This window comes from Dyella sp. GSA-30 (assembly GCF_027924605.1).
Taxonomy (GTDB): Bacteria; Pseudomonadota; Gammaproteobacteria; order Xanthomonadales; family Rhodanobacteraceae; genus GSA-30.
Genome location: NZ_AP027042.1, coordinates 3,371,676 through 3,385,173, shown reverse-complemented (window position 1 = coordinate 3,385,173; position 13,498 = coordinate 3,371,676). Strand labels below are relative to the sequence as shown.

The following is a 13,498-nucleotide window of genomic DNA, read 5'->3' as shown; positions in this document are numbered from 1 at the left end:
ATCAGACGAATCTCCCCAACGCGTAACGCGCCAGCAACCCCAGAAGCACCCAAAGCGCCACGAAGTTGAAGCCCGACTTCAGCAACAGTCGATAATCCTGCAGTCGCAATCCCGCCAGATGGGAAAAGACGAAAAAGCACGCCAGATAAAACACCGCGCCGGAGACCGCATACATTTCAGAAAGGCGGCCAGGCAGGAGGGCAGCCGCGGCACCGATCGCTCCGACGCGCAAGCACAGGCCAGCGATGGTCAGGATCATCATGCCGCGCTGGCGATTGCGCACATGCATGACCATGGATACCGGCGACGACATCAGCTGCGCGACAAACCACGGCGTCATCCATGCGACCAGGACGCCGGCTCGCTGCCATTTCTCGCCAAAGATGAGCGCGAAGGCCTGCGGTGCCACCAGGGCGGCAAACAGCAGCGGACCAACGCCCGTCTTCATCAATCCACCGAGAATGCCTGCGGTGAACTTGCCCAGCGTACCGGCGCGATATTCTTCCGGCGCATGCGCCAGATAGACTTGAGAGACGGCATTGCCGATCAGATTCATCGGCACCTGGATCACACGCATACCCAGCATCAGGAAACCGGCTTCCGGTCCGATCGCCAGTGCAGCGATCAGAATGACCGGCAATTGAATGCCGCCGGTATTGGCCAATGCCTCGAAGGTCGAATACTTGGGGAAGCGATCGTACTCGTGAAACAGCCGCCGCATGTTGGAGCGGCTCACGTCATTCAGCGCCGCACGATCCACAGTCAATATGCGCCGCCCCAGGCCGACCACGCCGGCACCGCTGCTGATCGCCTGCCCCACCAGCAAACCGGAAGGCGCCAGGCCCAGCCAGCCCATACCGAGCTGTGCGCCCGCGCCGCCGATCGCCTGCGTCATCCGGGTCTTGGCGATGGTGCCGAAGATTTTTTTCCGCGTGGCCCAATACTGCAATGCGCTATAAGTCCCCGCCAGCAACACGCCGATCGGCAACAGCCACAAATAAGGCTGCAATCCCGGCTGGTGCAGCAACCGGGCGATCGCAGCGGGCGCCAACAGAATCGGCAAGGCTGTCACCACCGACACCAACAGGCAAAAGCCGAGCGCCAAGGCCAGCAGATTGGCCGCGTCGCCATCGATCTCGGGCATGGGTATGGCGATATCCAGGCGCAAACAGGCGGCCACCGAAATGATGCCAAGCAGCGATGCATAGACCGCCAGCACACTGAAATCCTGCGGCGAATACAGCCGTGTCAGTACCGGCAATACCAGTACCATCAGCGCCTGCGCGAACGCGGTGCCTCCAACCAGCAAGGTGATCGAGCGGATCAGCCCACTCTGGCGGAGACGCGCTATCTTTTCACGCAACGGCACTGCCCATCTTGCAGCTGGTACAGCAGGCCTGTAGTCGGACATAGCGTTTCACCATTGCCGGTCAGCGGCAGGTCGAGTTGTTCGCCGAATTCGCTCATCCAGCCGATCTGGCGTGCCGGCACACCCACCATCAGTGCATAGGCCGGCACATCTTTGTTGATCACGGCGCCGGCACCGATGAAGGCGAATTCACCGATGGTCACGCCGCAGACGATCGTACAGTTGGCCCCAAGCGTGGCGCCTCGTTTCACTAACGTGTCGCGATATTCGTCCTTGCGCTCCACCAGGGAGCGCGGGTTGTAGACATTGGTAAAAACCATGCTCGGGCCGCAGAACACGCCCTCTTCCAGCGTCACGTTGTCGTAGACCGACACGTTGTTTTGAATCTTGCAGTGGTCGCCGATACTGACCTTGTTACCGACGAACACATTCTGGCCAAGCGATACGCCCTTGCCGATGCGTGCGCCCGCGCAGACATGCACGAAATGCCAGACACGTGAGCCTTCTCCGATCTGGGCACCTTCATCGACGATCGCACTGGAATGCTGATAGAAACTCATGACATCAAACTCCTATCGAATCCCGGTTAAGAAAAGGATGGTAGTCACCCTGCAAACCCAACGGCTGCGCATTGCGGATCGTTGCAACCGTCGTGATAGCCGTACGATTGGCTTCCAGGCCGTAGCCGCGCCCAGCGAGGATTTCCTGGTAGCTGCGCGTATGCAAATCAGTGAAGCCGCCGGAGAACTCGATCTCCTTGCCATCCACGGTGATCGAACGATAGGTGCGCTGACCTGCGGCACGCTGTTCGTCCGGCACGTCCTCCACGTCCACCGACAAGAACCAGCGCGCCCTGGCGTGTTCGTATTCCAGGTAGCCGGCCGCCTTGGTCTCGGACGAGTAATGAACCACGTTGTCCTGCAGCTCGCCAAAAATGAAATGCAGCATGTCGAAGAAATGCACGCCGATATTCGTGGCAATGCCACCGGACTTCTTGGCATCGCCCTTCCAGGACTGCAGATACCAGTGACCGCGCGAGGTGATATAGGTCAGGTCCACCTCGTACTTCTTGTCGTGCTTGCCGCGCTGCACCTGCTCGCGTAACGCGATGATCGCCGGATGCACGCGCAGTTGCAGAATGGTACTGACTTTGTGACCGCTGTCGCGCTCGATTTCCTTCAGGCCGTCGATGTTCCACGGATTGAGCACCAGCGGCTTTTCGCAGATTGCGTCGGTACCGGAACGCAAGGCGAAGCGCATATGCGAGTCATGCAGATAGTTGGGCGAACATATCGAGATGTAGTCGAGCCGGTGACTGTGATTGTGGCGACGCAGCTTGTCGACATGACGATCGAAGCGCTCGAACTCGGTAAAGAAATCGGCCTCCGGGAAATGGCTGTCGATGATGCCGACCGAGTCATTCGGATCATAAGCGGCCACCAGCTGATGGCCAGTGTCCTTGATCGCCTGCATATGACGTGGCGCGATATAGCCGGCGGCGCCGATCAGGGCAAAATTCTTCATGCTGGAACGGCTCCGGGGATCGAAGGGGACAAGGCAGACGGATAGGTCATCAGGTACCAGCGAACAAACTGGCGTACGCCCTCTTCCACCGACACCTGGGGACGGTAGCCGACGGCCTCGATCAGACCGGATACATCAGCCTCGGTATCGGGTACGTCGCCTGCCTGCAACGGCAACATTTCCATGATCGCCTTGCATCCGAGGCACTGCTCAAGCACTTCGATGTAGCGCAATAGCTCGACTGGACGTTCGTTGCCGATGTTGTAGAGGCGATACGGCGCGTTGCTGCTGGCCGGATCGGGCGCATCGCTGCGCCATGAGGGATCCGAACCAGGCACGTTGTCCAACGTGCGCACCACGCCTTCGACGATATCGTCGATATAGGTGAAGCTGCGCTTGTGATGACCGTGGTTGAAGACCTTGATCGGCTCGCCGGCCAGGATCGCCTTGGTAAACAGGAACAGCGCCATGTCCGGCCGCCCCCACGGACCGTAGACGGTGAAAAAGCGCAAACCCGTGCATGGAATGCCGTACAGATGCGCATAGCTGTGCGCCATCTGTTCATTCGCCTTCTTGGTCGCCGCGTACAAGGTCAACGGATGCTCGGCGGACTGGTGTTCGGAGAACGGCATCGAAGTATTCGCGCCGTAGACCGAGCTGGTGGATGCAAACACAAGGTGCTCCACACCGTGATGACGGCAGCCTTCCAGAATGTGCAGAAAACCGGTCACGTTGCTGGCGATGTACACATGCGGATTCTGCGCCGCATAGCGCACGCCGGCCTGTGCGGCCAGATTGATCACCCGCTGTGGCTTGTGCTCGGCAAATACCGCTTCCACGGCCGCACGATCGGCCAAGTCCCCGTGTATGTGGGTATAACCTGGGCGATCTATGAAGCGGGCGAGCCGAGCCCGCTTGAGGTTGACGTCGTAGTAGTCGCTCAGATTGTCGAAACCGATCACCTCATCGCCACGATCGAGCAGATGCATGGCGACATGCGAGCCGATAAAGCCGGCCGTACCGGTAACCAGCACCTTCATGTTCACAGCCTTCCGTCCACCGCATCGCGCGGAAGCACATATTTCACGTCGTAGACCACCGACGTCGGTTTACCGAAGGCGCGGATGCCCTCCGCACCCAGCGTGACGAACTGATGGTGACCCACGGCTACGACAATGGCGTCGTAATCGCCATGCTTGGGTTCGCTGATCGGCGTCAACGCGTACTCATGCTCGGCCTCGGCCGCATCCACCCACGGATCGTAGACGTCTACGTCGACACTGTAGCCACGCAGTGCGTGCACGATATCCACGACGCGGGTATTGCGCAGATCGGGGCAGTTTTCCTTGAACGCCAGGCCCAGCAGCAGGATGCGCGCGCGTACCGGATTGATGCCCTTGCGCACCATCAGGCGCACGGCCTCGCTGGCAATGTACGGACCCATGCTGTCATTGGTGCGACGGCCAGCCAGGATCACATCGGGGTGGTGGCCGACTTCCTGCGCTTTATGCGTGAGGTAGTAAGGATCCACGCTGATGCAATGACCGCCGACCAGACCCGGTCGGAATGGCAGGAAGTTCCATTTCGTGCCGGCGGCCTGCAACACTTCCAGCGTGTCGATACCCAGCCTGTTGAACAGAATCGCCAGATCGTTGACCAGGGCGATGTTGAGATCACGCTGGGTGTTCTCGATCACCTTGGCCGCCTCGGCCACCTTGATGCTGCTGGCCTTGTGCGTGCCTGCGGTAATGATGCTGGCGTACAGCGCATCCACGAAGTCGGCCACTGCCGGCGTGGAGCCGGAGGTCACCTTGAGGATGGACGTCACGCGATGCTGCTTGTCGCCGGGATTGATCCGCTCGGGACTGTAGCCGGCAAAGAAATCCTGATTGAAGACCAGGCCGGAGATTCGTTCCAGGATAGGGATACAGACTTCTTCGGTACAACCGGGATACACGGTGGACTCGTACACCACCACATCACCGCGCTTGAGCACCTTGCCCAGACTCTCGCTAGCCTTGATCAAGGGCGTGAGATCCGGCCGCTTGAACACGTCGATCGGCGTGGGAACGGTAACGATATACACCGTGCAGGCACGGATCGCGTCCAGCTCCGCACTGAAGCTCAGGCGGTGGGCTTCGGCCAGCTCAGCCGCATCGACCTCGAGCGTGCTGTCGCGGCCCGCTCGCAACTCATCCACGCGCGCGGCGCGGATGTCGAAGCCGATCGTATCGTATTTCTTTCCAAATTCCACCGCCAACGGCAACCCGACATAACCGAGGCCGATGATGGCGATCCTGGCGCTATCCACTTTCTGCATGCCAATTTTCCAGAGTAGTTGCGACTCGAAATCCGGCCTTTATCGGCTCGCTTCGGATCGTGCACAAAAGCTCACTGGTCCGGTCATGGCATCCAAGCCCATTGATGATTACAAGCTCTTCTTTACTGCTCGCTGAAGCGCTTATACAAATTCCATATGCTTTCAAGCATTCGAGACGTTCATCACGGTTTAGACGTTAAGACGTCCAATTATATTCGACGGCTTTGACAACTTTGTGAACCTATGTCGCAGCCTTGTATTCATAATAGCCATACGAGTAGTAGCCACTACTTCGCTTTTGCACGGCATTGAATACAGCCCCCTTGATATCCACGCCGTTCTGCACGAATCGCTGCCTGGCCAGGGCAATTTCGCGAGCTTGATTGAGACCGAACCGCACCACCAACAAGCTGGTGCCCGCCAGATGGCCGATGATCGCCGCATCGGTGACAGCAAGGATGGGCGGCGTATCGACGATGACGAGGTCGTACAAGGGCATCACTTTCGTCAACAAATCGGTGAAGCGCTCATTCATCAGCAACTCGGACGGGTTTGGCGGAACCTTGCCACCCGAGATGTAGTGCAGGTTCGGTAGCGACGGCACAGACCGGATCGCCGTAGCCAGCTCGATGCTCCCGGCAATCAGATCGGACAATCCCTTTTCGTGTGGGCCGCCCATGACCTTGTGCAACGTACCCTTGCGCATGTCGCCATCGATCAAAAGCACGCGCTGGCCGGCCTGGGCGATCACCGCGGCAAGATTGGACGAGATGAACGTCTTGCCCGCCCCCGGACTGGCGCCGGAAATCATCAGCACATTGTTCTTGGCCTCTAGCCGTGCGAAATGCAGGCTGGTGCGCAGGCTGCGTATCGCCTCGGTGGCCAGATCGGCCGGCTCGTTGACTGCCAACAGATGGGGCTGGCCTTCAGTACGCCGCCGATGGCCATCGGCCATCACCGCACGCTCGATGCTGCTGATCGGAATCGAGGCATACACCGGCAGTCCCAACTGCTCGATGACGGAAGGGTCTTCCACGCCACGGTTGAGCATCTGCCGCACGAGCACAATGCAAACCGACAGGAACACGCCCAGCAACGTGCCGCCGATGCTCACTATCGCGCGCTTGGGCTTGACCGGATGAGTGACATCCACCGCCGCCTTGTCGACGATATGCACATTGCCAACCTTGCCGGCTCGCGCGATGTCCAGCTGCTGCTCCTGGCTGACCAGTCCGGTATAGGTCTGGTTACTGACCTCGACGTCGCGGGTGAGTTTGAGTAGTTGCTGCTGGGTGTCCGGCAGATCGCCGACCTGCTTCTCCACCGCGGCTTTCTGCGCCTGCATATCGCTGATCTGCTGCATCAGCGCCTTGTAGGCCGGGTGATCCGGCGTGAAACGGCGATCGATGTCCGCTTTTTGCATCTGCAGTTGCTGAATACTGCTGCCGATGGTGACGCTCTGATCCAGCAGACTCTTGGTCTGCATGGTGATATCCACCGAGTGCGCCTTGATCTGGTACGCATTCAAGGCGGCCTGCGCCCGGTCGGTTTCGGCCCTCACCTTGGGCAACTGCTCCTGCACGAACTCCAGGCTCTTGGCTGCCTCGGCGGCATTCCACTCGACATTCTGACGCACGTACCACAAGCACACTTGATCGAGCAGCGCGGTGGCCATGATCGGGCTGGCATTGTCATAGGACAGCCCGATGATGCCCGAGTCCTTGCCCTGCTCGGTCGCCTTGATCGCCTGCTGCAACGCGTTGATCGTGGTAAGCGCGCGGTTGCGCTGCACATCGAAGCGAGTCCCGGGATTCGCACGCAAGGTCGACACCAGCATGGTCACGCCGCGTTCGCTCGCCACCTTTCCAACCACCCCTTCGAGCAAGGGCTGGCCTTTGTCGTCCAGCAAACGGTAGCTGCCCGTGTCCCCGGCAACCAGCATCAGACGCTTGCCGAGCAGATCGTTGCGCAGATCGATCTGCTGCAACTCCAGTTGCGCGCCACCCCAGTCATAGCTGCTCAGACCCAGCCACGGACTGGCCAACTCGCCTGGATGGGCGTTCCGATAGCGCCGCGCTACGCCGCCACCGAACATCGGAAAATGGCGTGGCTCAACCACGATATCCAGCTTGAGATCGTCCACCGCATGGCCAATCACGGCACGCGAGGTGATCAGGGCGATTTCGGTGGTCGCCTCCGAATTGGAAGCCCCCAGGGTCTGCGACAGCGCACTGAGACCCGGAAGATCCGGCACTTTCTGCTCGACCTGCACGAGCGCATCGGCCTGGTAGATCGGCGTTGCCAACAGTGCATAAGCCACGCTGCAGAGCATGAACAACCCGGTGATGATCAGGATCAACCATTTGTTATCCACCAGCGTGCCAAGCATGGCACCCAGGTCGATCTCATCGTTCTCTGGTGCAGCGTTACTGATATTTGACATAGAGAGCTTTTGAAGAGGAAGGGGATTTGAGATCAGCCCGCCATCCATGCATTGCCAGCACCGAAGCCTGCCTGCATACAAATGAATGCGCGCAGTCCATCCACGAGCGAGCGACAGCATCGCGCCGTGAGCGGCTCGGGTTGGATCCTAAGTAGCGCGTCATTGCTTGCTGAACAACGAAAGCAGGCTCGCTGCAATGTGCAGCTCGCGCTCTATCGATTGATCCGCATGGCAGATCGATGCGAATCGCTTCGAGATACGAGCGGGCACTCATAGATACGGCAGCCAGCTCGATACGCCCTGATCGATCAGCCGATAGACATGCTCGAATGCAGGTCGCTGTTGACCGTACGGATCCGGAATGTCCCGTTCGTCCTGCCACTTGCCCAGCAGGAACACCTTTCCGCTAACCTCCGGCGTACTGCGGGCGATGTTTGCCGCGTGCGCCTTCTCCATGACCAGCACCAGCTCGGCCTGCCGCAGCATGTCCGGACTGAGCTGCTTGCCACGATGCGCACTGGCGTCGATGCCATGTTCACGCAGCAACTGCGCCGCCGTGACATCCATGGGGCGATCGCCGAGCGCACCCAAGCCTGCGCTGGACACGCCTGCATCGCTATCGGTCAGTCGATTTCGTAGCAAATATTCTGCCGTGGGGCTGCGGCAGATATTGCCCACACAAACGAGCAAGATACTTCGGAACACAACGATCGCCTAACTTCTACAAATAGGATGTGGAGTCCGCATGGACAGCGTGAATCTCGACATCCCCTGTTTCGTCGATCTTGCATTGCCGGTTCACATCTAGGCCATCCTAGACGAAGACTGGATGGTATTGCGGAACTCAATCCACAGTTTGATCTTCGCGCATCGCCATACAGCTTCCGTTATGGCGATGCTCGATATGTTGAAAGGTCAAACGATGCTTGCAGCAGTGAAGCGGCCCTGATTTCGGCTGTTTTTTGGCACTTTTACAACGGAAGGCACAGCCGGCTTCTCAGTGCCTTCACTTGAATTTCACCGTCGTGAACGAGCTTCACCTCATTCATATGACGCGATCTTTGTTTTTTCGTTGCGTGGATTTCGGCGGTCTCGACACGTACCGAAGCCATGTCATCGAGCATGAATATCCTGCTCGACAACATGTCGATCTCGTGACTACCGATCAGCGACGTACCCGCTGCCTCCGTTTGGATAGGTGCGTCTTCAAACCGTCGGCGCCGGTCACAAAGTCAGCTTTGGCCCAATCGGCAAACCTCAGTCCGTGTGACGGCCGTTCTGGGTGCGGTCTTCAGTGACTTTCTATTCGAGCGACTGAACGAAGCGATGGCGCGCTCCTGACGGAGCTAATGCGCCCAGGGCGAACTCAAAATGATGCTGCAGATATTCACCCTCTGAAACCCAGGCTCCCTGAACGCAATGAAGTCGTCGTTGAAGGTGCCAAACGTAGTCGCAGGACGATCCTTCAAACCCTCATGAAAGGCATCGATGATGCGCTGCTTGAAACCCTCGCCGCGAGGATGGGCTGCCACCACGGCTTCATGCTCCTCCTCCGTAAACTGATCGTACGAGCGGCCCGCTACGTCCATGCCTGCAGCCAGATGAAGCAGTGCCGCCTCCGCGTGCAGGAATTCGGGGACTCCAGGTGTCGTGTGGACCGCGATGGCCGTCCATACCTTTTGAATGTCCCCTTCCGGAATGCCGTGACGCTTCAAGAAGTCGCGCGCGGCGTTGGCTCCATCCACTTCGAAACGCAGCGAACTTCCATGGAAGTCTTCTGTAAGACCGAAGTCATGAAACATCGCTCCGGCATAGAGCAACTCCGGATCGAAGACTATGCCTTTGCGCTGCGCACTCAGCGCACCCCAAAGGTAGACCCGCATCGAGTGCTGAAACAAGATGTCGCTTGCCGTGTCCCGGAGGAGTTGTGTCGCCTCGCGGGCGATCACGCTGTCGGGGATGCGTATCCCCAGGATAGTGGATGGCATGGTTGCTCTAGTCGAAAACCTATTTCTGCGGCGTCGTCAGCGGGGTATCGCCGGTGTCGACGACAAACACGGCGAGCAACTTGGCCGGCTCGCTCTTGCTTGCGTTGCGGCTGATCCGATGATGGGCGCCGGGTTCTTCGTAGAAAGCCTGGCCGGCTGTGTAAATGCGTGCAGGCTGGTTATCCACCTGGCTTTCGATTGCGCCCGATACGACATAGGCATAGATGAAAGCCGACTTTGCGTGGCTATGCGGCAGCGACGCGCCTCCAGGCGGATACGCCACTTCGACGGCAACGAGGGACTTGCCGGGGATATTGGTGATGGAATGCGAAAAGTTGGGCGTGACCGTGCCATCCGGCGTGTGCGCACTTGCCGCCGCTGATAGCAGCGCGGTGGTAGCCAGCAGAGTGGAAAAAAGAAACCTTGTCTTCATGGGCATTCCTCGTGAAAAGGATGATCCTGCGCCCGGTTCAGGCACATACAAAAGAACCAGAAACCCAATTTTGGGATGTACCAGAAAAATCAGGCTCGCTTGAAGTGATTCATTGCTCGTTTCCGGCTACTGCGGGGTGATGACAAGACGCGCCACCCTTTTGAGCTTCGAAATATTCCAATATGATGTCGTTTGCTGGGCGTCTCACTGCGACGAGCTACGCCCCGATAGGATATAAGGCCGCAAAGCACGGCAGGATCAGGAACTCCATTCATGCAAACGATTAAAACGATCGCTATAAGCCTCGCCCTCCTCGCCTGTGGCACCGGGGCCATGGCCGCAGACAGCACCAGCCAGGTTATCAAGCGTCAGGCGCCTAGCGGCATTAACGCCAGCTTCTATACATGTATCGACAAGGCCGGCTCGGATACCGTGGCCACCAGCGCCTGCCTGTCCGCCGAGAAAAAGGCACAGGACACCCGGCTCAACACGACTTATAAAGCCCTGCTCGCCAAGCTCAACGGCAAGGCAAAGGATGGCTTGGTCAGTGCGGAACGCGCATGGCTGGATTTCCACAACAAGAGCGGCAATCTTGAAGCTGCGCTCTACGGCGATGAGACCGTCGCCGACCTCCAGGTAACGCAGAACGAGATTTTCCGTCTCTGCGAACGCGCCAATACCCTGGACAAATATCTATCCATCGCGAACGACCAATAACCTATCCGCACTTCACGGAGGAATGTCATGTCCGGTCTTGATACACACGATATCAACTCGCTCGCCGGTGCCACCTACTTTGTCGTGGGGCGCGGTACTGAAGGCGGTCCGTCTTCCTATCATCTGTCCATCGCCGGCGTCACCTCAGGCACGTCCGATCCCGGCTGGGGCGACGCGAAGAAGATTGTCGCGGACAGTGGTTATTCGCTTGGCACCATCCAGGTCGATCTCGGCAAACGCGGCACCTGGGCGCTGGGTTCGGCCGACGGCGCCAAGCCGAAGCCCGGTGAGAGCACTTATGTGGATGCCATCATCGACCAGGCTGCAAAATACGCGAAAGACAACAACCTGAAATTCACCGATGACAAGGCGACGCTGCGTGCCGATTTGCTGAGCCACGGCAACGGCGAGCACGGCCGCAACACCCTCGCCTTTATCGACAAGGACACGCGCAACAGCATCAACGCGTGGGCGTCCTCCGAAGACGGCCAGAAGTGGATCCATAAGAACATCGACTACCCGCAGATCAAGAATGCGACCCAGTCGTCCATGGATATCCTGGACAAGTACGGCAAGAACATTCCGGAAGATCGCCGCCTGGAAACCGTCGCCATCCTGGCGAAGACGGAGAATCAGATCCCGTCGCAGGTCGCAAAGTTCGAGAAGGTGCTGAAAGACGGCGGCGACTATAACGCCGTGCTGGCGGAAGCCAACAAGATCAAGGAAAAGTACTCGTACTACGACGGCCCGAAGGCTGCCGCCCTGGCCGAGGAATATAAGAATGCCTATAAGGATCCGCAGAAGGCGGCCGCGCTCGATCGCGCGCATACCAAGGTAGGCGACCCGAATTTCAACCCGGCCAAGTCGGCCAACGACCCGGACATCAAGGACGCCCTCAAGGCGATCCATCAGGGTGGGCGCGCGCATACGGCGCCGGGCGGTCACGGCACCTTGCGCGAAGGCTCGCACGGCGAAAACGTCAAGACCCTGCAAAACGAGCTCATCAAGCTGGGCGTTACGGACGCGAAGGGTCATCCGTTGAAAGCTGACGGCGACTACGGCGCAGGCACCAAAGCCGCGGTCGAAAAATTCCAGCGCGAGCATCACATGACGGCCGATGGCATCGCTGGCGCGAAGACACTCGACGCCGTGCACAAGGCCGCGCAGCCGCCCCATGCCAGCTTGTCCGATAGCCGCAACCCGGGCAACCCGATGTACAACCAGGCATTGAAGAATGTCCAGGCCATCGATGCCGAACGCGGCCGCGCCTCGGACACGATCACCCACAACTTCGCCGGCTCGCTGGCGACGGCGGCTCGTGCCGAAGGCCTGACACGCATCGACCACGTCATTCTGAGCGACGATGGCAAGCGTGCGTTTGCCGTACAAGGCGACCTTAACTCGCCACTCAAGCAGATGGCCGAAGTGAACGTCGCACAGGCCGTTGCCAAGCCATTGGAACAAAGCAGCGCCGAATTCCAGAAGCTCCCGCAACAGAATCAGCAGGCGGCAAACGCGCAAAACCAGCAGCAACAGCCGGCACCGCAACAGCCAGAGCCGCAGGCTGCTCGCCGATAAGATAGCGCGGCCGGGCGCCCTGCCCGGCCGCTTTCAGGCTGTTCGCAACTCTATCCTTGACGGCCTGGTTGCAGGACTCCGCTGTAGCAGATCACTTCGCCCAACACCGGCAACGAAAATGCGACATGGAAGCGATATGCGCCTTCCTCTATGCGTTTGTATCCCGTTGAACGAGGAATCAACCACAGAGGCACGCGGATGCCGTGAAAACGCGCAGCGATGAGACGCCAATACCAGCCGCCCTCAATGACGTCGACTGTCATCAGCAACTCCAGCGCACCGGTCTTCTCGATCCAGTGACCGGTCGGCCAATGGCCGCTGGGAACAAAGCTCGAGTGAAGATGATGCGTGCCGTCAAAGCAGCGATGCCATTCCAGGCTCGTCGCATCATGGCGGATCGTTACATTCATATGATGCTGGCCCGCGACTACCGGCATGCGGAGCTTGCGCGCCATATGCCGGCCGAACGCACCGGCCGCACCTCGACCAAAGCACAGCGTCACCGGGCCACTCAGCTCGCTGTCGCGCTCATGCAGCGCCTGAAGAAGCGGGTGGAGAGCACCGAATCCCTCTCCAAACCATCCCATGACGGCACTGGCATCCCCTGTCGCATTCATGCGCGCTGCTCCTGCTTGGACTGGGAAAGGTTCTCGATGTAACGAATCCCAAGCAGCTTGAGGATCAGATTCCGGATCGCCTTGCCGATCGGGTAGAAGACTCGAGCTCGCCGGGCGCTGCCGAAAAGCCAGTAGTTGAGGCGATTGAAGAACCCGGAGGGCGTGCTGAGTAGTGTCAGGATACGGACGGCCTCGGGGCCGTAGTACAGGATACCTTCGAATTTGACGACCATGCCCTGATCGATATCGAGCCCAGCGGCGGTGATCTCGTCCATCAACACACCAGGCTGGCGCGCATCCACCAAGTGCAGCCGCCCCACGGCGTCGCGAATACGGGCATGCATGCAATAGGTCTTACAGACAGGGCATTCGCCGTCATAGACCAGCCAGACATCCCCTGTTCCGACAGATGTGCTCATGAGCGCCTCCCTTGCAAAACGATGGAAAGAACCTGTTCTGTGGGATATGATACATCAATATTTAACTAAATAGCTAATTAGTTATACAGA

At 58.9% G+C, this 13,498-nt stretch carries 13 protein-coding genes; 2 read left to right on the top strand and 11 right to left on the bottom strand.

What is annotated here, in order from left to right; translation table 11 throughout:
- Position 1 precedes the first annotated feature (1 nt).
- The 9 genes from QMG46_RS14895 to QMG46_RS14855 form a co-directional block, all read right to left on the bottom strand.
- The gene (locus QMG46_RS14895) at positions 2-1,369 is read right to left on the bottom strand and encodes an oligosaccharide flippase family protein (protein WP_281848614.1); all 1,368 of its coding nucleotides are present in this window, start codon (positions 1,367-1,369) and stop codon (positions 2-4) included.
- On the bottom strand, positions 1,348-1,929 hold the full coding sequence (wbpD, locus tag QMG46_RS14890; protein WP_281848613.1) for a UDP-2-acetamido-3-amino-2,3-dideoxy-D-glucuronate N-acetyltransferase: 582 nt from the start codon (positions 1,927-1,929) through the stop codon (positions 1,348-1,350). The genes QMG46_RS14895 and wbpD overlap by 22 nt, the downstream gene beginning before the upstream one ends.
- Before the next feature lie 4 nt (positions 1,930-1,933).
- Positions 1,934-2,893 (bottom strand): Gfo/Idh/MocA family protein, encoded by a 960-nt coding sequence (locus tag QMG46_RS14885; protein WP_281848612.1) that lies wholly within the window; start codon positions 2,891-2,893, stop codon positions 1,934-1,936.
- A complete protein-coding gene (locus QMG46_RS14880; RefSeq protein WP_281848611.1) occupies positions 2,890-3,933 on the bottom strand; it encodes an NAD-dependent epimerase in 1,044 nt (347 codons plus the stop codon). The genes QMG46_RS14885 and QMG46_RS14880 overlap by 4 nt, the downstream gene beginning before the upstream one ends.
- A 2-nt stretch (positions 3,934-3,935) precedes the next feature.
- Positions 3,936-5,213: a Vi polysaccharide biosynthesis UDP-N-acetylglucosamine C-6 dehydrogenase TviB gene (tviB, locus tag QMG46_RS14875; protein ID WP_281848610.1), complete on the bottom strand. Its 1,278-nt coding sequence runs from the start codon at positions 5,211-5,213 to the stop codon at positions 3,936-3,938.
- A gap of 241 nt (positions 5,214-5,454) precedes the next feature.
- Positions 5,455-7,656 (bottom strand): polysaccharide biosynthesis tyrosine autokinase, encoded by a 2,202-nt coding sequence (locus QMG46_RS14870; protein ID WP_281848609.1) that lies wholly within the window; start codon positions 7,654-7,656, stop codon positions 5,455-5,457.
- Positions 7,657-7,926: 270 nt separating this feature from the next.
- Positions 7,927-8,298: a low molecular weight protein-tyrosine-phosphatase gene (locus tag QMG46_RS14865; protein WP_345781771.1), complete on the bottom strand. Its 372-nt coding sequence runs from the start codon at positions 8,296-8,298 to the stop codon at positions 7,927-7,929.
- 704 nt (positions 8,299-9,002) lie between these two features.
- Complete coding sequence (locus QMG46_RS14860) at positions 9,003-9,644, bottom strand: HD domain-containing protein (protein ID WP_281848607.1); 642 nt, start codon at positions 9,642-9,644, stop codon at positions 9,003-9,005.
- 19 nt (positions 9,645-9,663) lie between these two features.
- Positions 9,664-10,077, bottom strand: coding sequence for a cupin domain-containing protein (locus QMG46_RS14855; RefSeq protein ID WP_281848606.1), 414 nt, complete (start codon positions 10,075-10,077; stop codon positions 9,664-9,666).
- A 273-nt stretch (positions 10,078-10,350) separates the two neighbouring features.
- Here QMG46_RS14855 and QMG46_RS14850 point away from each other — a divergent pair, with 273 nt between their 5' ends.
- Entirely contained in the window at positions 10,351-10,794 is a 444-nt protein-coding gene (locus QMG46_RS14850; protein WP_281848605.1) for a lysozyme inhibitor LprI family protein, read from the top strand.
- A gap of 27 nt (positions 10,795-10,821) precedes the next feature.
- A complete protein-coding gene (locus QMG46_RS14845; RefSeq protein ID WP_281848604.1) occupies positions 10,822-12,372 on the top strand; it encodes a peptidoglycan-binding domain-containing protein in 1,551 nt (516 codons plus the stop codon).
- Between the two features lie 50 nt (positions 12,373-12,422).
- Here QMG46_RS14845 and QMG46_RS14840 read toward each other — a convergent pair whose 3' ends face one another.
- Complete coding sequence (locus QMG46_RS14840; RefSeq protein ID WP_281848603.1) at positions 12,423-12,989, bottom strand: DUF4166 domain-containing protein; 567 nt, start codon at positions 12,987-12,989, stop codon at positions 12,423-12,425.
- A complete protein-coding gene (locus QMG46_RS14835) occupies positions 12,986-13,408 on the bottom strand; it encodes a DCC1-like thiol-disulfide oxidoreductase family protein (RefSeq protein ID WP_281848602.1) in 423 nt (140 codons plus the stop codon). The genes QMG46_RS14840 and QMG46_RS14835 overlap by 4 nt, the downstream gene beginning before the upstream one ends.
- Between the last annotated feature and the right edge of the window lie 90 nt (positions 13,409-13,498).